General features: G+C 71.8%; 23 protein-coding genes. 10 read left to right on the top strand and 13 right to left on the bottom strand.

The genetic code is table 11. From position 1 onward, the window contains the following. The coding region (locus ABD52_RS27940) for an FAD-binding protein (RefSeq protein WP_047893744.1) at positions 1 to 1,106 on the top strand (1,106 nt) is incomplete at its 5' end. A gap of 1 nt (position 1,107) precedes the next feature. Here the strand turns inward: ABD52_RS27940 and ABD52_RS27935 are convergent. Continuing rightward, a complete protein-coding gene (locus ABD52_RS27935) occupies positions 1,108 to 2,247 on the bottom strand; it encodes a site-2 protease family protein (RefSeq protein WP_047893743.1) in 1,140 nt (379 codons plus the stop codon). Between the two features lie 96 nt (positions 2,248 to 2,343). Here ABD52_RS27935 and ABD52_RS27930 point away from each other — a divergent pair, with 96 nt between their 5' ends. Both ABD52_RS27930 and ABD52_RS27925 read left to right on the top strand, forming a co-directional pair. Beyond that, positions 2,344 to 2,601: a type II toxin-antitoxin system prevent-host-death family antitoxin gene (locus ABD52_RS27930; protein WP_047893742.1), complete on the top strand. Its 258-nt coding sequence runs from the start codon at positions 2,344 to 2,346 to the stop codon at positions 2,599 to 2,601. A gap of 137 nt (positions 2,602 to 2,738) precedes the next feature. Beyond that, the gene (locus ABD52_RS27925; protein WP_235437575.1) at positions 2,739 to 4,844 is read left to right on the top strand and encodes a prolyl oligopeptidase family protein; all 2,106 of its coding nucleotides are present in this window, start codon (positions 2,739 to 2,741) and stop codon (positions 4,842 to 4,844) included. Positions 4,845 to 4,945: 101 nt separating this feature from the next. Here ABD52_RS27925 and ABD52_RS39355 read toward each other — a convergent pair whose 3' ends face one another. The 5 genes from ABD52_RS39355 to ABD52_RS27900 form a co-directional block, all read right to left on the bottom strand. Next, the gene (locus tag ABD52_RS39355; RefSeq protein ID WP_141722605.1) at positions 4,946 to 5,362 is read right to left on the bottom strand and encodes a hypothetical protein; all 417 of its coding nucleotides are present in this window, start codon (positions 5,360 to 5,362) and stop codon (positions 4,946 to 4,948) included. A 30-nt stretch (positions 5,363 to 5,392) separates the two neighbouring features. Beyond that, the gene (locus tag ABD52_RS37645) at positions 5,393 to 6,334 is read right to left on the bottom strand and encodes a phospholipase D-like domain-containing protein (protein ID WP_161801647.1); all 942 of its coding nucleotides are present in this window, start codon (positions 6,332 to 6,334) and stop codon (positions 5,393 to 5,395) included. A gap of 91 nt (positions 6,335 to 6,425) precedes the next feature. Beyond that, complete coding sequence (locus tag ABD52_RS27910) at positions 6,426 to 6,743, bottom strand: hypothetical protein (protein ID WP_047893740.1); 318 nt, start codon at positions 6,741 to 6,743, stop codon at positions 6,426 to 6,428. A gap of 191 nt (positions 6,744 to 6,934) precedes the next feature. Next, positions 6,935 to 7,117: a DUF397 domain-containing protein gene (locus ABD52_RS27905; RefSeq protein WP_047893746.1), complete on the bottom strand. Its 183-nt coding sequence runs from the start codon at positions 7,115 to 7,117 to the stop codon at positions 6,935 to 6,937. Between the two features lie 37 nt (positions 7,118 to 7,154). Beyond that, positions 7,155 to 7,991, bottom strand: a complete 837-nt coding sequence (locus ABD52_RS27900; RefSeq protein WP_047893739.1) for a helix-turn-helix transcriptional regulator — start codon at positions 7,989 to 7,991, stop codon at positions 7,155 to 7,157. A 272-nt stretch (positions 7,992 to 8,263) separates the two neighbouring features. Between ABD52_RS27900 and ABD52_RS27895 the strand changes: the two genes are divergently transcribed. Further along, positions 8,264 to 8,578, top strand: a complete 315-nt coding sequence (locus ABD52_RS27895) for a DivIVA domain-containing protein (protein ID WP_047893738.1) — start codon at positions 8,264 to 8,266, stop codon at positions 8,576 to 8,578. Further along, the gene (locus ABD52_RS27890) at positions 8,575 to 8,829 is read left to right on the top strand and encodes a hypothetical protein (RefSeq protein WP_047893737.1); all 255 of its coding nucleotides are present in this window, start codon (positions 8,575 to 8,577) and stop codon (positions 8,827 to 8,829) included. Before ABD52_RS27895 ends, ABD52_RS27890 begins: the two co-directional genes overlap by 4 nt. Positions 8,830 to 9,011: 182 nt before the next feature. Here the strand turns inward: ABD52_RS27890 and ABD52_RS27885 are convergent, their stop codons facing one another. The 3 genes from ABD52_RS27885 to ABD52_RS27875 form a co-directional block, all read right to left on the bottom strand. After that, on the bottom strand, positions 9,012 to 9,431 hold the full coding sequence (locus tag ABD52_RS27885) for a PIN domain nuclease (RefSeq protein ID WP_013475595.1): 420 nt from the start codon (positions 9,429 to 9,431) through the stop codon (positions 9,012 to 9,014). Beyond that, positions 9,428 to 9,637 (bottom strand): type II toxin-antitoxin system VapB family antitoxin, encoded by a 210-nt coding sequence (locus ABD52_RS27880; RefSeq protein WP_013475596.1) that lies wholly within the window; start codon positions 9,635 to 9,637, stop codon positions 9,428 to 9,430. Before ABD52_RS27880 ends, ABD52_RS27885 begins: the two co-directional genes overlap by 4 nt. An 88-nt stretch (positions 9,638 to 9,725) precedes the next feature. After that, positions 9,726 to 10,577, bottom strand: a complete 852-nt coding sequence (locus ABD52_RS27875) for an alpha/beta hydrolase (protein WP_013287867.1) — start codon at positions 10,575 to 10,577, stop codon at positions 9,726 to 9,728. A 139-nt stretch (positions 10,578 to 10,716) separates the two neighbouring features. On the opposite strand from ABD52_RS27875, the gene ABD52_RS27870 reads away from it, so the two are divergent. Beyond that, positions 10,717 to 11,460 (top strand): SDR family NAD(P)-dependent oxidoreductase, encoded by a 744-nt coding sequence (locus ABD52_RS27870; protein ID WP_047893736.1) that lies wholly within the window; start codon positions 10,717 to 10,719, stop codon positions 11,458 to 11,460. 35 nt (positions 11,461 to 11,495) lie between these two features. On the opposite strand, the gene ABD52_RS27865 is transcribed toward ABD52_RS27870, so the two are convergent. The 4 genes from ABD52_RS27865 to ABD52_RS27850 form a co-directional block, all read right to left on the bottom strand. After that, positions 11,496 to 12,497, bottom strand: coding sequence for a HEAT repeat domain-containing protein (locus tag ABD52_RS27865; protein ID WP_047893735.1), 1,002 nt, complete (start codon positions 12,495 to 12,497; stop codon positions 11,496 to 11,498). Then, positions 12,484 to 13,176 (bottom strand): HEAT repeat domain-containing protein, encoded by a 693-nt coding sequence (locus tag ABD52_RS27860; protein ID WP_235437576.1) that lies wholly within the window; start codon positions 13,174 to 13,176, stop codon positions 12,484 to 12,486. The genes ABD52_RS27865 and ABD52_RS27860 overlap by 14 nt, the downstream gene beginning before the upstream one ends. Positions 13,177 to 13,224: 48 nt before the next feature. Continuing rightward, positions 13,225 to 14,115, bottom strand: coding sequence for a L,D-transpeptidase (locus ABD52_RS27855; protein ID WP_013287865.1), 891 nt, complete (start codon positions 14,113 to 14,115; stop codon positions 13,225 to 13,227). Between the two features lie 73 nt (positions 14,116 to 14,188). Continuing rightward, positions 14,189 to 15,634, bottom strand: coding sequence for an alpha-amylase family protein (locus tag ABD52_RS27850; RefSeq protein ID WP_047893734.1), 1,446 nt, complete (start codon positions 15,632 to 15,634; stop codon positions 14,189 to 14,191). A 290-nt stretch (positions 15,635 to 15,924) separates the two neighbouring features. Between ABD52_RS27850 and ABD52_RS27845 the strand changes: the two genes are divergently transcribed. The 4 genes from ABD52_RS27845 to ABD52_RS27830 form a co-directional block, all read left to right on the top strand. Further along, positions 15,925 to 17,562 carry a hypothetical protein gene (locus tag ABD52_RS27845; protein WP_047893733.1) on the top strand — a complete coding sequence of 546 codons (1,638 nt, stop codon included), beginning with the start codon at positions 15,925 to 15,927 and terminating at the stop codon, positions 17,560 to 17,562. Further along, positions 17,559 to 19,025 carry an NADH-quinone oxidoreductase subunit NuoF family protein gene (locus ABD52_RS27840; protein WP_013287862.1) on the top strand — a complete coding sequence of 489 codons (1,467 nt, stop codon included), beginning with the start codon at positions 17,559 to 17,561 and terminating at the stop codon, positions 19,023 to 19,025. Before ABD52_RS27845 ends, ABD52_RS27840 begins: the two co-directional genes overlap by 4 nt. Positions 19,026 to 19,040: 15 nt before the next feature. Next, positions 19,041 to 19,628 (top strand): redoxin family protein, encoded by a 588-nt coding sequence (locus tag ABD52_RS27835; RefSeq protein ID WP_030271666.1) that lies wholly within the window; start codon positions 19,041 to 19,043, stop codon positions 19,626 to 19,628. Then, positions 19,625 to 20,447: cytochrome c biogenesis CcdA family protein (locus ABD52_RS27830; protein WP_047893732.1), on the top strand; the 823-nt coding region annotated here is incomplete at its 3' end. The genes ABD52_RS27835 and ABD52_RS27830, both read left to right, overlap by 4 nt.

Here is a 20,447-nt window from a genome sequence, read left to right as displayed (position 1 = left end):
CCGGCCACTCGTTCAACCGGCTCGGCGACACCACCGGCATCCAGGTCGCGCTGGACGGCCTGCCGCCCACCGTCGCGCTCGACGCCGACCGCGGCGCGGTCACCGTCGCGGCCGGCCTGCGCTACGGCGACCTGGCCACCGCGCTCCAGGCTCAGGGGTACGCGCTGGCGAACCTCGCCTCGCTGCCGCACATCTCGGTGGCCGGCTCGGTCGCCACCGCCACCCACGGGTCCGGCGCGCGGAACCGCAACCTCGCCGCCGCCGTCGCCGCGCTGGAACTGGTCACCGCCGACGGCGACCTGATCACCGTGGACCGCGGTGACCCGCGGTTCGCCGGGCTGGTGGTCAACCTGGGCGCGCTGGGCGTTGTCACCCGGCTCACGCTCGACGTGGTGCCCACGTACGCGGTGCGCCAGCACGTCCGTCTCGGCCTGCCCCGCGCGGCGCTGGACGAGGCGCTGGACGCGGCGTACAGCGTCAGCGTCTTCACCTCGTGGCGCTCGGAGCGCTTCGACCAGGTGTGGGTCAAGCAGTACGCCGACCAGGCCCCGCCGCCCGCCGACTGGCTGGACACGGTGGCCGCCGACTCGCCCCGGCACCCGGTGCCCGGCATGTCGCCGGAGCACTGCACCGCGCAGCTCGGTGAGCCGGGGCCGTGGCACGAGCGGCTGCCGCACTTCCGGCTCGGCTTCATCCCGAGCAGCGGCGACGAGTTGCAGTCCGAGTGGCACGTGGCCCGCAGCGACGCGTCGGCGGCGCTCGCCGCGCTCGATCCGGTCGCCGACCGGATCGCCGCCGTGCTCCAGATCTGCGAGCTGCGTACGGTCGCCGCCGACGAGCTGTGGCTCAGCCCGAACTTCCGGCGCGACTCGCTGGCGCTGCACTTCACCTGGATCGGTGACCCGGTGGCTGTCGCGCCGGTGCTGGCCGAGGTGGAGGAGCGGCTCGCCCCGTTCGCGCCGCGCCCGCACTGGGGGAAGCTGTTCGAGCGCGATCCCGCCGCCGCGTACCCCCGGCACGCCGACTTCGCCGCGCTGCTGCGCGAGTTCGACCCGAAGGGGAAGTTCCGCACCGCCGAGATGGACCGCTACTTCCCGCGGGACTGAGTTACCGCCCGGCCGGCACCTGCTGGCGGAGGCTGCCACGCTGGACCGCCCGGCTGATGTCGCTGGGGGAGACGATGCCGACCAACTGGTCGTCGACCACCACGAGCGCCCGGCCGTCGGTGCACTCGTTGAGCCGGGGGAGCAGGTCGGTGAGCTGTTCGTCCGGGCGGGCGAGCACCAGTTCGTCGGCCCGGCAGGACACCTCGGCCAGCGTGGTCGAGGCGCGGCGGTCCGCCGCGATGCCGCGTACCCGATCGAGCGTGACCAGACCGACCGGCCTGCCGTCGACTGTGAGCGGCAGCGCCGAGTGCCGGTACGCGAAGAGGTAGTGGTCGACGAAGTCGGCCACTGTGAGGTCGCCGGACGCGGTCTGCGGCTGCGGCGTCATCACGTCGCCCACCCGGATGCCGCGCAGCGCGTCGCCCATCCGGGCGGCGCGTTCCTCCTGGCCGGCGGCCCCGAGCAGGAACCAGCCGATCAGCGCCAGCCAGAGCCCGCCGAACCCGGCGCCGGTGAAGAACCGCCACAGCCCCAGCCCGATCAGCACGACACCGAGCACCCAGCCTGCGCGGGCCGCCACCACAGACGCCTTGGTCCGGTCGCCGGTGAACTTCCAGACCGCCGCGCGCAGCAGCCGCCCGCCGTCGAGCGGGGCGGCGGGCAGCACGTTGAAGATCGCCAGCAGCACGTTGATGCCCGCGAGCCAGGACAGCGCACCGAGCAGCAGGCCGTCCCCGGCCGTCACCGCGACCGCCACCGCGATCGCGGCGAAGAACACGCCGATGATGAGGCTGACCAGCGGCCCGACCCCGGCGATCCGCAGCTCGGCGCCGGGGTTCTTCGCCTCGCCCTTCAGCTCGGCGACGCCGCCGAACAGCCACAGCGTGATGCCCTCGACCTCGATGCCGTTGCGCTTGGCGACCACCGCGTGCGCCACCTCGTGGGCCAGCAGGCCGAGGAAGAAGACCACAGCGGCGGCCAGGCCGGCCGCGATGTAGGCGACGGGGGAGTGACCGGGGTACGAGGAAGGGAACAGGCTCGCCGACAGCGCCCACGCGATCAGCACGAAGATGACCAGGACACTCCAGTTGACGCCGACCGGTACGCCGGCGATTCGACCCAGACGGAAACTCGCCCTCATGTTCCCGTCATACCCGGCGCACCCACCCGCACACCAGGGCCGGACGGACGGCCAATCGCGACTTGTACAAGTCGCACGAGTCGTACGGTTGGGGATATGGCCGAGCCCGCAGCCGAACTTCCGATCTCCGACGCCCGAGACAGGCTCGCGGATGTCGTGTCGCGCGCGTACTACACCGGGCGGATCACCTACGTCACCCGCCGGGGGCAGCGCCTGGCGGCCATCGTCCCTGCCGAGCTTGCCGAAGCGATCGAGCGAGCCGAGGACGCCGCAGACGTCTCGGCAGCCCGCGATGCTCTGGCCCGTATCGAAGCCGGCGACACCCCCGTCCCGTTGGCCGACCTGCGTGACTAACTCGGCCCGTGACCCCGCACGATCCGGTGTTCGCCGTCCGGGTCGACCGGCGGCCAGCCTCTCTGATGGCTACCCGCTGAGTCGCCATGCTGACATCTGGGACTGGATCAGGGCCGCTCATCGGGATAGTGGCGAAGGTGGCGACGCAGGTTGATGAGGGCGACGACCCGTACCTCTGGTTGGAGGAGCTTGAGGGTGCGGATGCCGTGCGGTGGGTGCGGGAGCGGAACTCGGAAACCGCCGCCGCGCTGACCGACGGTGAGGCGTTCGCCAGCCTGCGGACGGAGATCCGGCAGGTGTTGGACGCACACGACCGCATCCCGTATCCGGGATGGCGTGCGGACGGCTTCTACTACAACTTCTGGACCGACACGGTGCACCCGCGCGGGGTGTGGCGGCGGACCACCCTCGACCAGTATCGCCGGTCGGCGCCGGAGTGGGATGTGCTGCTCGACTTGGACGCCCTCGCAGCCGCGGAGGGCGAAAACTGGGTCTGGCAGCAGGTGACGGTGCTGCGCCCCGGCTACCGGCGCTGCCTGATCAGCCTGTCGCGCGGTGGCGCGGACGCGGTCGTCGTACGGGAGTTCGACCTGGTGCGCCGCGACTTTGTCGAGGACGGCTTTACGCTCTCCGAGGCGAAGACCGACGTCTGTTGGATCGACGCCGACCACATTTTCGTCGGCACCGACTTCGGACCCGGATCGCTGACCTCGTCGGGATATCCGCGGATCGTCAAGCGCTGGCGGCGGGGCACCCCGCTCTCCGAGGCTGTCCTCGTGCACGCGGGGCAGGCGGAAGACGTCAGCGTCCACGCCTGGCACGATCCGACCCCCGGCTTCGCGCGCGACTTCGTAGGCCGCAGCCTGGACTTCTACCGGGTACGGAAGCACCTGCTGACCGGGGCCGGCGAACTGGTACCGATCGACGTGCCGGAGGACGCCGACTCGGACGTGCACGGGGAGTGGCTACTGATCCGGCTGCGCTCGGCGTGGACGGTCGGCGGGGTTTCGCATCCGGCGGGCGCGTTGCTGGCCACCCGGTTCGACGCGTTCCTGGCCGGCGGGCGGGAACTGACCGTGCTCTTCCGGCCGGACGACCGCACCGCGCTGAGCGGCTGGGCCTGGACGCGACGCCACCTGATCCTGGCGACCCTTGTCGACGTGCGGAGCCGGCTTGAGGTGCTGACGCCCGACGGGCCGGGCTGGCGGCGTGAGCTGCTCGCCGACCCGCCCGTGGGCCAGTACAGCCGGATCGTGGAGACCGACCCGGACCACAGCGACGCCTACCTGCTCGCCTCTGAAGGGTTCCTGCTACCGGCGACGCTGCGACTCGGGCAGGTCGAGGGCCCGGTGGAAACGCTCAAGCGAGAGCCGGCCTTCTTCAACCCTGAAGGCCTGGCGGTGCGCCAGTTCTTCGCCACCTCTTCCGACGGGACGCGGGTGCCGTACTTCGTGGTGGGGAAGGCGGACGCGACCGGCGGGCCGGCGCTGCTCACCGGCTACGGCGGCTACGAGATCCCGATGACCCCGAACTACAGCGGCGTCATCGGCCGGGGTTGGCTGGTCCGCGGCGGCACGTACGTGGTGGCGAACATCCGGGGCGGCGGCGAGTACGGCCCTCGGTGGCACCGCGCGGCACTGCGGGAGAACCGGCTGCGGGCTTACGAGGATTTCGCGGCGGTCGCGGCCGACCTGGTGACGCGCGGGATCACCACGCCCCGGCGGCTGGGCATCGAGGGCGGCAGCAACGGCGGGCTGCTGATGGGAGTGATGCTCACCCGCTACCCCGCGCTGTTCGGCGCGGTCGTCGCGCATGTGCCCGTGCTGGACATGCGGCGCTACCACCGGCTACTGGCCGGCGCTTCATGGATGGCGGAGTACGGCGACCCGGACCGTGAGGAGGACTGGGCCTACCTGCGTGAGTACTCGCCGTACCACAACGTCCGGACCGGTGAGGCGTACCCGCCGATCCTGTTCGTGACCTCGACCCGAGACGACCGTGTGCATCCCGCGCACGCCCGCAAGATGGCGGCCCGGCTGCGGGAGCACGGCCACGACGTGGCCTACCACGAGAGCGTCGAGGGCGGGCACGGCGCGGCGGCGAACAACGAGCAGCGCGCCTTCGTCTGGACGCTCACGCTGGAGTTCCTGTGGCGGAAGCTGGCGGGACCGGACCGGCCATTGCCGCGCCAGGTCTCGCCATCCGAGGCGGACGAGCGGGCCGGGCCTGGAAGCCATCGGTGACTGAGCTGAATGCGCAGTGCACAACCTGTCGAGTGCGTCGGGTCGAGTTACCGACCAGGGACATTCAGCGGATCGTCACCGGGCTGTGTCGCAGCCAGGGTCTACGTGCCGTCTGCACGCTCGAAGGCCGCCCAGTCGTCCTCCCATCGGGCGACGTCCTGCGGCTCGATCTTGGTGTGCTGGCTCTCGCTGTTGCGCGGCCTGACGCCTACCCGGTCCATGAACTGCTGGTGTCGTAGCCGCACATCACGGCGGAGGTCGTCGCCGGGCGCGATGAAGAATCGAGGATGAATCCCGGAGACGTCCACCAGCACATACGTTCCGATGGTGCTGCTGGTGAACTTGCCGACGTCCGCGATCATCCAAGCGCCCTTTCCCGCGACCATCACCGCGGCGCGACGACCGTTCACGGTGATGAACGTCTGCGCGCCGACGAGTTCGGCTCGATAGCCACGTAGAAGTGCGTGACCGACGGCAAGATGGCGGCCGGCTTGGTGTGTCTGCTGATGGGTGGGCACCGGGTCCTCCCTGAAGCCGTGTCCTTGGGACTACTGCCGTTCATTCGAGATCGGCCAGAGATCGCGGAGAGCCTTTGCTGCGGAGGAATGGGCATCGAACGGCCTATTCCAATCGATTCTGCCGCCGGCTGCCTGGACCGCCTCTTCCACCTGCGCGAAGGTGCGTGGCTCGGGCTGGCTGTGCGACCAGACCAGAAGGGCCACCGGGCGACGTCGAGGTTCGGTCACCACCCGCGCCACCCTGGCCGGTGCCCACGCCCGGGAATTCCGGCGGGCCTTCTGTTCGATCGGGCCGACGTCGACAATGACGACCTCGTCTCCCTGGCGAACGGTCAGCTCGTCGCCCCGATGCATCCGCCAAGGGAAGACAGTTCCACGTCCGTGCCGCTGTTCCAGCCTTTCCGCGACCACTGCCGCCTTACCGGGGAGGGCTGTCGTTTCGTTGACCGCCTTGCCGACCCAGAGTCGGGACAGGCGTCGGTGGGAGCGGGGCTGCGAAGCGACAACCGGCGGGCGGTAAACAGCTCGGGCGCGCACGAGCCATTCCGCGTCGATCTCCTCGCTTTCGGCCTGCCATACGTCCAACTGTTCGGATACCTGGGCGCACAGGCCCTCGTCGTCGGTGACGACGGCGGCCTCCCGTAGCTGATCGCGGGAGCGGGCCGAGGCATTGGCCGAGCCGACCACCGCCCGGGTCCGCCTGCCCTCCAGAAGCATCACCTTGGCATGCAGGCCCCAGAGTGAGCGCACCTCGACACCCTCGGCGAGCCAGGCGTCGATGACGTCCGGATCGACGAGGCCCGCGCCGAGCGCCGCGTCGGATCCGTCCATGATGATCAGGTCGCCGTCGACGAGATCGAGTAGTTGAACGGCGGTCGATCCGATGTAGGCGATGGCAGCCCGTTTCCGGGTGGCCTGGCGCAGATAGCTGTCGAGGCCGTCCCAGGTGTCGTCTGCGATCAGCCGAATCATCGTCGCATCGTCGCACCTGTCGTCCATCATGGTCGATGCCGTGTCGGGTGGCGATGGCCATCGTCTGAGTACCGGGGCCGCCTGCACGGCTTCACACATGGCCGCGTCGGCTCTTGACCCCCCACCGCTTGCAGGTCTCTCGCTGCTCCTCCCAGAATCGGACGCTCGCCGTCACGGCTTCCGGTTTGGCGCGGTCCGCGAGCGGGTCGGCAAGACCGTTGATACGGAAATAGCCCGCTCCGGGGAATCCCGCTCGGCGGGCGGCGACGTGCACGACGAGCGCGTCCAAGGGAGGTAGTTGCCGTGCCTCGCAGCGCTTGTGAAACGCCTCCATGAACTCCGTGACCCGCTGAGGGTCGCCGCCCATGTGGAGTTCCTGCGGCGCGGGAAGGCCCGCGGCATTGAACACCCGAGAGTACGAGGGTCTGCCCCCGGTCCTCCGCGCCGTTCCTGATCACGAAGTCGATCGCCACGTCGACATCGTCGACGCTGAATTCGTGCGAGTGGCTCATGGAGGGGACGGTAACCGGGTTGTTGACCGGAAGCCGCACGCAGTGTCAGTACGCCGACAATGCCGCTCCTGTGCGGCGAGACAGCCGATCAGCGGCTCAGGGTCTCGTTCTTGACGGCCCGGATGAAAGCCATCCAACTGCTCGGCGGGAAAGCGAGGGCCGGCCCGGTGGGGTCCTTGCTGTCGCGGAGTCCGACCACGCCGGGCAGGCCGTCGGCGACCTCGACACAATCGCCGGAGCCGTTGCTACGGGTGCTCTTCCGCCAGGTCATCGTCGCCTGGTTGGCCTCTTCCACCCGCGCCGTCCTCTCAAAGCTCGTCGATCGCCCCCAGGATCAGGTCGTGCGACTCCCGGGCGCCGGCCGCCGTGGCGACCAGGTGCTCGAAGACGCGGCTGTACTCCCTGACCTGTTGGCCTTCGAGATAGAGGCTACCCGCGCGGGTCTCGACGTAGACGACCCCCGGATCGGCCGGCTCGGGGAAGGTCAGCACGCTGAAGGCGCTGCCCATCGACCCGTACTCGCCCGCGCCGAAGGTCAGGATCTGAATGGTGCGGCCGGGCCGGTCGGCCTCCTCGGCCAGTCGCCGCAACTGCGCCGCGAACAGCTTCGCGCCGCCGACCGGCCGCCGTAGTGCGGCTTCGTCCAGTACCACCCAGAGCTTCGGCGGAGTCTCGGTGTCCTGTCGGCGCATGCGCAACTCCACCCGCCGGTCCACCTCGTCGTTCGGGGCGTCCGGGTGCTCGACGCGGATGACCGCGCGGGCGTAGTCGGCGGTCTGGAGCAGACCCGGGACCAGTTGCGGTTGGAACGCGCGGATCTCGGACGCCTCGGCCTCCAGCCCGACGTAGACCTCGAACCAGTCAGGTAGCACGTCGTCGTACGCCTGCCACCAGCCGCGCTTGCGCGCATCGCGTGCGACCTGGACGAGTGCGTCCACTTCGTCGCCCTCCACCCCGTACAGCTCAAGAAGTCCACGGGCGACCGGCGGCATGACGGACACCTGGGCGTTCTCGATGCGGCTGATCGCCGACTTCGAGATCCCCACCTCTTTAGCGGCCTGGTCGGCGGTCATGCCGGTCTGCTCGCGGAGGCGACGGAGGGCAGCGGCCAGGCGTCGACGTCGGACGGTCGGGCTTCCAGTCATGCCGGTCAGTGTGGCGGAACCGGACGAGCTTCGCAATGACACACTCCCGAATCGGGAGTTGCGTAAAGGGTGCAGTTCACTGCACGATGAGTGAGTGGCCAGATCGGCTGGGTTACCGCGCTGTCGATCTGGGTCACGCGCTGTGCCCTGCTGACGTACTGCTGGTCGAAGGCTGCGGTGGCAGGTGCCGGGGTGGGTCCGCCGGTGCGGGGCGGGCCGGCGGGCCCACCCCTTCCACGGTTCGATCTCGATGGTGAGAGGCAGGTCCTGTCATGCGCGTCTTCCTCCGGCGTGTCCGGCGTCGCCGGCGGTCGGTCCTCGGATCGACCTGCTACCGCTCGTCGGCGTACCACCCGCTGCGTCCCTGGCAGGTGCGTGAGCGGAGCTTCCGGCCGACCCCGCTGGGACGGCGCGGGCTCGACCCGCAGGAGGTCCGGGAGTTCCTCGACCGCGTCGTCGGTGACCTGGCCGCCGTCTACGACGCGCTGGCGCAGAGCCGCCGGGAGACGGACCGGATCAAGAACGCGCTGCGCCGCTGGCAGTCGGAGCAGGCCCGGGCGCGCAACGAACGGGGATACGACAGGTGACCGAGCGATGGGTGATCCACCTGCCGGTCGTCGTCAACGACCTGCTCTCCGCTCAGCGGCTGGCGCGGGTGGTGGCGCACTGGACCCACGTTCTGCCGCAGACCGAGCCCGGCGGCACCACTGTCTCGGCCGAGGACGACCAGAGCGTCCGCCACTGGGTGTTCTGCGACCGGTTGCTGCCCGGCGGGCAGCGGTGTCTGCTCCGGCCCGGACACGACGGTGAGTGCTCTCGGCGGTTCCGGCCGCGATGAGCATGCGCCGGAGCAGCGTCGGACGCCCGCAACCGGAAGCGGAATATGCACGAGCCGTGGTCGAGAACGTGAGTGGCTGCGCCAGTTCGGGGGCGACGGGGCGGCCGGCGCGTGAACGGGCTCGTCCTGGACACCTCGGCGCTGCTCCCGGCGGCCCACCCGGCATCGAGGGCCGGAGTCGGTCAGTCGGCCTTCCCGGCCGGGACGACCCACGTCGTCGGCTGGCCGGTGATCGCGGTGATCAGGTCGAAGTCACCGTCGTAGTGCAGAACGGTCACGCCATGCCGTTCGGCCGTCGCGGCGATCAGCAGATCGGCCATCGAGAGCGCGCGGTGGTTGCCCTTGTGCAGCGCCTGCACCTGGATGTCGATCGCACGATCCCAGATGTCGTCGGGCATGGCGAGCCAGTCGAAACCGCGGAGCAGCCATCGGGCGCGCTTCGCGTCCTTGGCCGAGCGGGCGCTGTGTACGACCTCGATCTCGATGGCGCCGCAGACCGCCAGCAGACCGCGATCGGACAACTCGTCCAGGACCGGCGCCACGGCGGGCTTCGGCCACCGGGCCAGCGCCGACTTGTCGAGGAGGTAGCGCTCCCGCGTCATGCCGCTTCGGGCTTCGACGCCTGCCCCGGGTCGGTGAGGTCCGGCAGGCCGCCGCTCTTGAGCCAGTCGGCGAACTCCCGGCGCTTCTCCCGGTTGACCACTTCCTGCAGCGCGGCGTTGACAGTGGCCTTCTTGGTGCCCGTGCCGAGGATCTCGGCGGCCTCGGCCAGGAGGTCGTCGTCGACATCGAGAATGGTGCGGGACATGACGTGCCTCCTCGTCCAGCAGGCGAACGAGGCGATGATATCAATTTCTCGGCTTCTTGATATACGTCTGCGGCGGTGTCGGGCGTGGTCAGCGTCGTCGAGGGGCCTCGGCGACCACCGTCGGGGAGAACTCGTTCGCCGCCTCCACCGCCCACTCCAGCGCGAAGTCCGCCTCCTCCTCCCAGCCCGGTTCGCCGCCGACGAAGTGCGACCGGCCGGGGAACTCCCGGTAGCCGGTGAGCGCCGTCGAACTCCGGTAGAGGTTGGAGATGCTGGTGGCCAGCGATGCGGGCACCACGTGGTCCTCGCCGCCCGCGGTGATGAGCAGCGGGGCGCGGTCGCTGCGCTTCTTGTCGATCTCGGTGGCCGAGTTCGGGTCCAGGTTGGCGAACGCCGCCTCGAACAGCACGTGCCCGGCGCCCGGTACGGCGTACCGCTCCCAGGCCGCGTCGGACTGCTCCTGGCTGATGGTGTTGCCGAAGGCGTACCGGAAGTCCTCCGGGGTGAACGGCACGGCGCGGTGCCGGTTCGCCGGGTTGTGCAGGATGGAGTACCCGGAGCGCAGCGTGCTGGGCGGCAGCTTGAGCACGCCCCGTACCGGCGCGGGGTGCACGGCGACCACCGCGGCGCCGAGGCGGCGGTCCGCCAGTAACTGGGCGATCAGGCCGCCGAACGAGTGGCCCATGATGATCGGCGGGCGCGGCAGGTCCCTGATGATCGCCTCGTAGTGGTCGGCGATGTCGGCGATCCGCTGCGCGGCGATCGGCGCCGGGTCGGCCCGCAGCTCCTCCACCTCGCGGTCCATGCCGGGCCAGGCGGGCGTGAGCACCTGGAAGCCGCGCGCGGCGTACCGCTGCGCCCAGTGCTCCCAGCTCCGCGAGGTCATCCAGAGCCCGTGGATGAGCACGATCGTGTCGACCCGTCCCGTCGGTGCGCTCATGTCTAGTCTCCCCGTTTCGCCGCTGGACGGCCCGCGCGTACCCGGACTGGGTGCCGGCAATCCTGTCTGATCGAACGGACAGGGCACGGACAGGTGGCCCGGATGATCAGCGTCCTGAGTCGACTGTCAGGATGACGGCATGACGGTCAGACTTGCCGACAGGGTTGCCCTGGTGACGGGCGGGAGCCGGGGTATCGGCGCTGCCGTCGCGCGCCGGCTGGCCGAGGACGGCATCCACGTCGCGTTCACCTACCGCACCGCGGAGGACAGCGCGAAGTCCGTGGTGAGCCAGATCGAGGCGTACGGCCGGACCGGGCTGGCGATCAATGCGGACAGTACCGACGCGACGGCCGTGGTCGGCGCCGTGGAGCGGACCGTCGCCGAGTTGGGGCGGTTGGACATCCTGGTCAACAACGCCGGGGTGTTCGCGGGTGGGCCGATCGAGTCGGTCAGCCTCGAGGCCCTGAACCGGGCGATCGCGGTGAACGTGCGCGGGGTCTACCTCGTCACCCAGGCGGCGGTACGCCACATGGGCGCGGGCGGGCGGATCGTCAACATCGGCAGCAGCTTCGCCAGCCGTGTCCCGGCACCCGGGGTGAGCGCGTACGCGATGACCAAGAGCGCCGTGAACGGGCTGACCCGGGCGCTCGCCCGCGAGCTCGGTCCGCGTGGGATCACCGTCAACCTGATCCTGCCCGGCTCGACCGACACCGACATGAACCCGGCGGACAGCGCGGGCGCGGACGGGCAGCGGTCGCACATCGCCCTCGGCCGGTACGCGGATCCGGACGACGTGGCGGCGACTGTCAGTCACCTGGTGGGCGCCGGCGGACGGCACATCACCGGCGCGTCGATCGCGGTCGACGGCGGCGCGACAGCCTGATCGGCGTCGCGCCGGGCGGCCGCGCCGCATTCGCATTAGTCGAGTACGTTCACCAGGGCCGACGCGACGAGGGCCACCATCCGGTCGTCGTCCTGGGCCAGTTGGCGCAGCGTGTGCAGCGCGATGGTCCCCGGCATGTCGGCGAGTGCCTGAGTCAGTCGTATCCGCGTCGCCGAGTCCGCGGTGGGGGCGGCGAGTTCGTCGACCAGCGCACCCATGATCCGGTCTGCCAACGCCGCATCCCCCCGGGCCAGCGTGCCCAGGAGTTCGGCCGCCTCGACGTCGTTCGGGCCCTCGACCACGATGCCGACCAGTGCCGGCACGGCTCGGCTCTCGCCCCGTGCACCCAGGGCGAGAGCGGCATGCCTGCGGATCGCCGGGTCCGGGTTCCCGAGAGCGTCGGTGAGCATCACGGTCGCCTCGTCGCCGGGCAGCTCGGCGAGCGCCCGGACCGCGCGCCGCCGGACCTCGACGTCGCCGGAGGCCAGGCCGGACGACAGACTCGCCACCCCGTCACCGCCGGCCCGCGCGAGGGCCCACCGAAGCGCCCCGGCGACGTTCGGATCGGATTCGGTGAGGACCGCCTCGGCCAGCAGCTCGGCGGGTACCGAATCGTGCTCGGCCGGAGCCAGGACGGCCTGCTGCCGCCGCGCGGCATCGCGCGAGCCAAGTCCGTGCAGCAGCTCGACGATGCGCGCGACGTCCCGCCAGCCGGCGGGACCGGCCGCGTCGACCTTGCGGAGCCGGTCGAGCAACTCGCGCTCCCGGCGCAGCCGTTCCTCGGCCTTCCGGATGAGGTCGCCGACCAGCGCGGCCGGGGTGAAGCCGGGATCGTCGAGGGTACGGGCGATCTGGCGCAGCGACAGCCCCAGCGAGCGCAGCCCTTCCACGTGGAAGATCCGTCGGATGTCCTCCGGGGTGTACTCCCGGTAGCCACCGACGGTGCGGCCGGTGGGCCGCACCAGCCCGAGGGTGTCGTAGTGCCGGAGCATCCGGGCGCTGACGCCCGAGCGCCGTGCCACCTCACCGATCAGCATCGGTGTCCCCCCTCCGGTCCGGCCCGAGCGCGACGACCCGTTTCGCCTCGTCCATGGCGAGGTCGAACCCGGCATCCGGGTCGTGCAGGATCCGCTCCGTGGCGCCCGCATGCGCTCGTACCGCCGGGTCGTGATGTGTCATCGCGGTCCGCAGGACCGGCTCGACCACGTTGCCGAGCGCGACGAGCGCCCGGCTCAGACTCAGCCGTACCTCCCGGTCCCCGCGACCGAGCTGCCCGGCGAGCTCCGCGGCCAGCGCCTCCCGCTCCCCATCGGGTACGAGCACGGCGGCCGTGCGCCAGGCGGCCCGGGCGACCTCGTCGTCGGCATCGCGCAGCAGCGCTCGCGTGATCGCGGGCCATACGCTCTTGTCCCCGATCTTGGACAGCGTGTGCAGCGCCTGGCTACGGGCCTGGGCGCGCGCGGAACCAAGTTCCGCGCGCAGCTTCGGCACCGTGATCTCCGGCGGCAGCCGGGTCAGCGCCCAGGTGAGCATGTCGCGCACGAAGAAGTCCGGCTCGACCGCGCACCGTGCCACGAGCACGTCGACGAGACCGGGATCCGGGTGCGTACCGATGGCCAGAGCCGCGTGCAGCCGCGTCGACGAAGTTGCCGCGGCCAGCGCGGCGACCAGCCGCCCGTCTTGTGGGTTCCTGCCTGCCGAGTCGATGGGAACCACCTCCGCCAACCAGTCAAGACCTTGTCACAGTGACAAGGTCAAGCCCGGTCAGGGCAGGCGGTCGACCACCACGAAGGCGGTGCCCGGCTCGACCTCGGTCAGCAGCAGGCGCTGGGCGCTGCGGGTCAGCCGGATGCAGCCGTTCGTGACGTTCTTGCCGAGCGTGTCGTCGTTGTACCAGCTGTGCAGGCCGATGTGGGCCCCGCGCAGCCCGGTCGGCACCGCGCCCGGGTCGTCGGGGATCGCGCCGAGGGCGAAGATGTCGACGCCGCCGTAGACGGCCTCCGGGGGCGGGGTGCGGCCCAGCACGAACGTGCGGCCCAACGGGGTGAGCTGCCCGGACATGCCGAGGCTGACCGGCCAGGTGCGCATCGCGCGCCCGTCCCGGCTCCAGGTGAGGCGGTGGGTGCGCCGCTCCACCACGATCTGGTCGCGCAGCACCACGGTGGTCCAGCCGCCGGACGGCAGCCAGGCGATGGTGCGGTTCGCCGACGGCAGCAGCACCGCCGTCCAGCCGGAGCGGCGGTCGACGATCGGCACGGTGAGCCGTACGCCGCTGATGGTCGGCGCGAGGAACGCCAGCGGACGGCCGCCCGGTGCGTCGTAGGCGGCCACGTTCCGGTTCGGGCGCAGCCCTTCGCTCAGCGGGCGGGTGTCGGCCGGGTCCGGGTCGGGCGGGAAGCCGCGCGGCGCCGGGTCGTAGGTGACCACCGGCAGGTCGTCCGGTGCCGGCGCGGCGGGCGGCACCGACTCCACCGGCGACGGGCTCGGCGCGGCGGTCGTGGCCGGTGGCGCGGCGGCGGGTGGCGCCGCCTGGCGCGCGGGCGCGGCGGTGAGCGCGCGGCCGACCAGCAGCGCGGTGACGAGCAGCAGCGGTACGGCGAGCGCGGCGATCAGCCAGCCGGGAGGCCGGCGCGTGGCGAACCGGTCGAAAAGCACGAAACCGACTGTAACCGACCGGAAGCCCCCGTACCCGGTACTGCGGGTACGGGGGCTTCGCGGCCCGGGTGGCTCAGCTGAGCTTCGCGCCGATGTGGATGGCGATTCCGTCGTGCGCGGCGATGTTCGCGGCGAACCAGCCGGACGAGTCCACGGTGATCACCGGGCCGCTGCACGAGCCGTTGCTGAACGTGCCGTGGATGACGTCGCAGTAGCGGCCCGCCGGCAGCCCGGTGTAGTACGACCGGCCGTTCACCGCGCTGTCCTCGTCGTTGATCGTCAGGTAGCCCTTGCCGGTACGGCTGAACGCGATGTGCTGGTAGCCGTTGTCGTACCAGTTGGAGACCCCGGCGCCCTCGGTGGCGTTGCGGAAGCCGACCATGTTGGCGATGACCGGCCAGCGGTGCTCGCACTCCCAGCCCGAGTAGCAGGTGACGTTGGTGATCCGGTTGCTGCCGTCGGCGGGCGGGCCCTGGTCCCGGCCGCTGTAGGTGAAGCTCGACATCACCGCCGGGGTGCCGTACGGCCACGCCAGCATGAACGCGTTGGCGAGCGCGTACGTGCCGCGGTTGCGGTAGGTGAGCACGCCGCCCTCGCGCTGGGTGTCGTGGTTGTCGGTGAAGACCACCGCCTTCGCGCTCGACAGGTAGCCCCAGGACTCGCCGAAGTTCCGCAGATACGCGAGGCGCTCGTTGTTGAACATCCGGGCCAGGTCCTTGCCGTACCGGAACTCGTGCACGTCGCCGTTGCCGGTGTACTCGGTCGGCTGGATCGGCTCACCGGCGCCGTAGATGACCTCCTGCACCAGGTACGCGCTGCGGTTCAGCTTGGCCTTGATCGCCGCGATGTCGGCGGCCGGCATGTGCTTGCTGCCGTCCAGGCGGAAACCGTCGACGCCGAGCGAGAGCAGGTCGTTGAGGTACGCGGCCAGCCGGCCGCGCACGTACTCCGACTCGGTCTTGAGGTCGGCCAGGTTGACCAGCTCGCAGTTCTGCACCTCGTACCGGTCGTTGTAGTTGGCGATGTCGTTGTTGCCGTTGCGGCCGCAGTAGTGGAAGTCCTGCGCCGAGTAGACGCCCGGGTAGTTGTAGTGGCCGTACGACGAGCCGGCCCAGCCGGTGCCGCCGTTCTCCTGGCCGGACATGTGGTTGACCACGGCGTCGACGATCACCTTGACGCCCGCGGCGTGGCACGTGTTCACCATGGACTGGAACTGCGCGCGGGTGCCCTTGCGGGACTCGATCCGGTAGCTGACCGGCTGGTACGACACCCACCACGGGCTGCTGTTGACGTGCTCCTGGGGCGGGGACACCTGCACGTAGCCGTAGCCCTTCGGGCCCAGCGTGCTGGTGCACTCGGCGGCCACCGAGGTCCAGTTCCACTCGAAGAGCTGGACGATGACCTTCTTGGCGCCGGGGGTGGCGGCGGCGGCCGGGGGTGCCGCCGCCGTGAGGGGGACGAGCAGACTCGCGGCCAGACCCAGGGCGAGCGCGGCGGCGCGGCATCGGCGTCGATGCATCAGGACTCCTGCGGGGTACGGGGATGCGGGGGAGTGGAGCCTGTATCAGTGCCGGCTTCTTGCAACCAGCCTGAAATTTTGCGGCAAGGTTACGAGCTTGTTGCAAAGTCTGTCAACGCATGGGCATCCGTCGTTGCGTCAGGCGCTACACGCGCGTCCGGTCCGGACGGTTCGAGAATCCGGCCGAGAAATTCGCCACCGGAGGTGATCCGTCCGCGCCGTCCCTCCGTACCTGAGGTGGGAGCAGGGTCGGCCGGTGGGGGCGCCGCCGCGAGACGATCGAGGAGCAGATGGCCCGGGCACAGCAGAACGAGAAGGCGACGACCGTCCGGACCACCACCACCAGTCGTGGTGCCCGGACGATGTCGAAGTCCGCGATGGTGGCGCTGACCGCCTCCGCGCTCGGCCTCGCGTGGGCCGGGGTGGAGCTGGCCGGCGCCGGCGGCGTCATGTACTCGTACGGATTCTTCTTCACCGAGTTCTTCGCCGGGGTGGTCGCCCTGGTCTCGCTCAGCATCACCGTGATGCTGGGCCTGCTCGCCACCGACCGCCTGGTGCTGCTCATCCGGCACCGCGTGCTGCTCCAGTCGGCGCACCGCGCCACCGGCGTGCTCGGCGTGGCCGGGCTGGTCTTCCACGTCATCACCAAGGTCGCGATCGGCCGGGCCGGGCCGACCGACGCGGTGGTGCCGTTCATCAGCGGCAGCGGCCTCTACATCGGGCTCGGCACCGTCGCCGCGCTGCTGATGGTGGGCGTGCTCTGGACCGGCCTGATCCGGGTCCGGTTCGCCGGCGTCGGCCCGAAGTGGTTCTGGCGCGGACTGCACTCGATGGCGTACGTGTCCTGGCCGTTCGCGCTCGTGCACGGCCTCAACGCCGGCCGGCCCGCCGCCGGCTGGGTGGTGCTGAGCTACCTCGCCTGCGTGGTGCTGGTGGTGATGGCGCTGCTGGTCCGCGTCTCGGTCCACCTCGGCAAGCGCAGCCGCGAGCAGCACCAGGCCGTCGCGCTCAACAAGGCGATGGCCGGCAAGGGCGAGGAGCGTACCGGCGTGTTCGCCGCGCTCACCCGGAAGAAGGCCGCGGACAAGGAGGACAGCGGCGCCGGCCGGGGACGCTGGGCCGAGGCGACAGCCACCTGGACCGCACCGGCGGGCACCGCCCGGCGGCGCGACCCGGAGCGGTTCGCCGTACCCGTGGTGCCGGAACCCGGGTCGCTGCGCGAGCCGGTCCGCGCGGCGCCCGCCCGCCGCCGCGACGAGGAGCGCGAGCCCGTCGTCCGCGGCCGGGACGAGGAGGCGGCGCCGGCCCGCCGGACCGACGGCGAGCGGTCCCGCCGCCGTCGGCGCGACGACGAGGAGCGCGTGACCCGCCGGTCCCGGAACGAGGAGCGGGTGAGCCGCCGGTCCCGCGACGACGAGGATCTGGTCGCCAGGTACTCGGCTCCGCCGGAGAGCGGCGGCCGGCACTCGGCGCCGCCGGACACCGGCGGCCGCCACTCCGCACCCCCGGACAGCAGCCGGTACGCCACCGCGGCCGAGGTGGCCCGCTACTCCGCGCCGCCGCGCGCCACCGACGAGCCGGAGGAGCCGTGGGACAGCCCGCGCCGCTGGGAGAGCCGCCCGATCTCCGGTGAGCCGATCTCGGCCGGCCCGATCTCCGGCACCCCGCTCTCGGCCGAACCGCTCAGCGGGTCCGGCCGCCGCTACCGCGACGAGGAGGACGTGCCGGAGGAGCCGGACTACTGGCGCCCGCCGGCCCGCTACGCCGCCGACGAGGCGTTCGTGGACGACACCCCGACGCTCGTCGACCTCGCCTCCCGCCGGGCGATGCGCGCGGGCAAGGAGAGCCGGTCCGGCCGTCGCAAGCGGGCCGACGCGGACGCGGTCGACGGCGCGTACTGGGCCGGGCTGCGAGGTGAGGCCCGGTGACGCGCACGACGGTCCCGCCGGTCGCCTGTGTCGGCGAGCCCCGCCTGACCGCCGGGTTCGCCGAGTTCGGCCGGCTCGACCTGCTGGCCCACGAGGAGGTGCACGGCCCGATCGGCCCGATGGAACCGGCGGCACTGCTGCGACTCGCCGAGGCGATCGACCTCAAGGGCAAGGGCGGCGCGGGCTTCCCGTTCGCCCGCAAGCTGCGCGCCGTGCTGGAGTCCTGCGAACGGCAGGACCTCGGCGCCGTGGTGGTGGTCAACGCCACCGAGGGGGAGCCGGCGAGCTGGAAGGACAAGGTGCTGCTCACCCGCGCCCCGCACCTCATCCTGGACGGCGCCGCGCTCGCCGCGTTCGCGCTCGACGCCGAGGAGATCGTGATCGGGGTGGCAGACGACGACGTGGGCCGGCCCTCGCTGACCGAGGCGTTGCAGGAACGGCGGATGCCGGTGCCGACCACCATCGTCACGGTGCCGCACCGGTTCATCTCCGGTGAGGGCGGCGCGCTGGTCAACGGCATCAACGGCCTGCCGCACATCCCGCCCGGCACGAAGAAGCGCTCCAGCGACTCCGGCGTCGGCGGTCTGCCCACGCTGCTGTCGAACGCCGAGACGTACTCCCAGCTCGCCGTCGCCGCCCGGATCGGCCCGTACGAGTACGCCGCGCTCGGCACCGACGACGAGCCGGGCACCGTGCTGCTCACAGTCACCGGGTCGGCGAAGCGCCCCGCCGTTGTGGAGTGCGCGGCCGGCACACCGCTGCGGGAGATCCTCGACCTGTGCGAGGTGCCGCCCGGCCCGGGCATCCTGATGGGCGGCTACCACGGCAAGTGGATCACCGCGGCGGCCGCCGAGCGGGCCGAGGTGTCCCGCAAGGGGCTCACCGCCGTGGGCGGCACGCTCGGCGCCGGCATCATCGTGCCGCTCGGCGCCGACACCTGCCCGCTCGGCGAGGCCGCGCAGGTGGTGCGCTACCTGGCGGGCGAGTCCGCCGGGCAGTGCGGCCCGTGCAAGATGGGCCTGCCCGACCTGGCCCGCTCGGTCGACCTCGCGGTCTCCGGCAGCGCACCCGTCGAGCTGGTCCGGGCCGCCGCCGGCGACGTCAAGGGACGCGGCGCGTGCAGCCACCCGGACGGCACCGCCCGGTTCGCGCTGTCCGCCATGGAGGTGTTCGCCGACGACCTGCGGCTGCACGCCACCGGCGAGGGCTGCGGCAAACGCGTCAAGGGCATGATGGGCCTGCCCGGCGCGCCGGACGCCAACCCGCAGAAGCTCACCCTGGACTGGTCGCGCTGCGACGGCCACGGGCTGTGCGCGCACGTCGTACCCGACTTCATCCGGCTCGACGGCAACGGCTACCCGGCGTTCCCGCCCACCCCGGTGCCGACGTGGCTGCGCGAGGGCGCGCTCAAGGCGGTCAAGGTCTGTCCCGAACTCGCGCTCCGCCTGGTCCGGGCCGAGTAGAACCAGGAGCCGCCGATGCGTACCGCCGCTCGTGTGACAGCCGCCGCCGTACTGGCCGCCACGCTCGCCGCCGCGACCGCCTGCGCCGCCGGGCCCGAGCCCGGGGACCGGGCCGGAGCGGTCGCACCGGCACCCCCGGCCGCCGCGTCCCCGTCCGGGCCGGCATCCGCGCCGGCGTCCGCGTCACCGGCCACGGTGCCGGCCGCGCTGTCGTTCACCGGCAAGACCCTCGACGGTACGGCGTTCGACGCCGCCGCCCTGGCCGGGCGGCCGGTCGTGCTCTGGTTCTGGGCGCCCTGGTGCGCCACCTGCGCCAGCCAGGCGTGGACGGTGGCCGAGATCGCGCCCACCTACCGCGACACGGTCCCCATCGTCGGCGTCGCCGGACTCGGCGAGCAGAAGGCGATGAAGTCGTTCGTCACCGAGTTCGACCTGGGCGGCACGACACAGATCGACGACCGGGCGGGCGCGCTGTGGCGCCGGTTCAAGGTGGCCGAGCAGAGCACGTTCGTCGTCCTGGACCGCACCGGCCGGGTCGTCCACCAGGGATTCCTGGACGGCGAGGCACTGACCCGGCAGGTCGAGACGCTGGCCCGGGGATGACCGGCGCGCTGCTGCTCGCGCTCACCGCGGGCATGCTCGGCGCGGTCAACCCGTGCGGCTTCGCGATGCTGCCCGCGTACCTCTCGCTGCTCGTCGCCGGCCCCGACGGCGGGCGCGGCGCGGTCGGACGCGCGCTCACCGCGACGGCCGGTCTCACCCTCGGGTACGTGCTGGTGTTCGGCGCGTTCGGGCTCGCCCTGGCACCGGCGGCGGACTGGCTGCGGCCCCGGCTGCCGTGGCTGACGTTGACGCTCGGCGTGCTGCTGGCGCTGGCCGGATGCTGGCTGCTCGCCGGCCGGAAGCTGCCCACGCCGCGCCCGCTGCGTGTCGCGCCCCGGCTCACCCGCACCTGGCCGTCCATGGCGCTGTTCGGCGCGGCGTACGCGCTCACGTCGCTGACCTGCGCGATTGCGCCGTTCCTGGCGATCGTGGTGACCAGCCTGCGGGCCGGGTCGCCGCTGCGCGGCCTGGCGCTGTTCGGCGCGTACGCGCTGGGGATGGCGCTCGTGGTCGGCGTGGCCGCGCTCGCCGTGGCGCTGCTGCGCGGCCGGGTCGTGGCGCGGCTGCGCGGCGCGGGCGCGTGGGTGCCGCGGCTGAGCGGCCTGGTGCTGCTGGTAGCGGGCGGCTACGTCGCCTGGTACGGCTGGTACGAGGTACGCCTCGCCCAGGGCCGCTACGACGCCTTCACCGACCCGGTCATCCGCACCGCCGCCCGCATCCAGCAGTCAGTGGTGAGCACAGTCGACACGCTAGGCCCCGCCGTCCTCACGGCGCTGCTCCTAGCCGCGCTGCTCCTCGCCGCCCTCACCCGCCGCCGGT

Source organism: Micromonospora sp. RV43 (genome assembly GCF_001029515.1).
Taxonomy (GTDB): Bacteria; Actinomycetota; Actinomycetes; order Mycobacteriales; family Micromonosporaceae; genus Micromonospora; species Micromonospora aurantiaca.
This window is presented reverse-complemented; position numbering and strand designations above follow the sequence as displayed.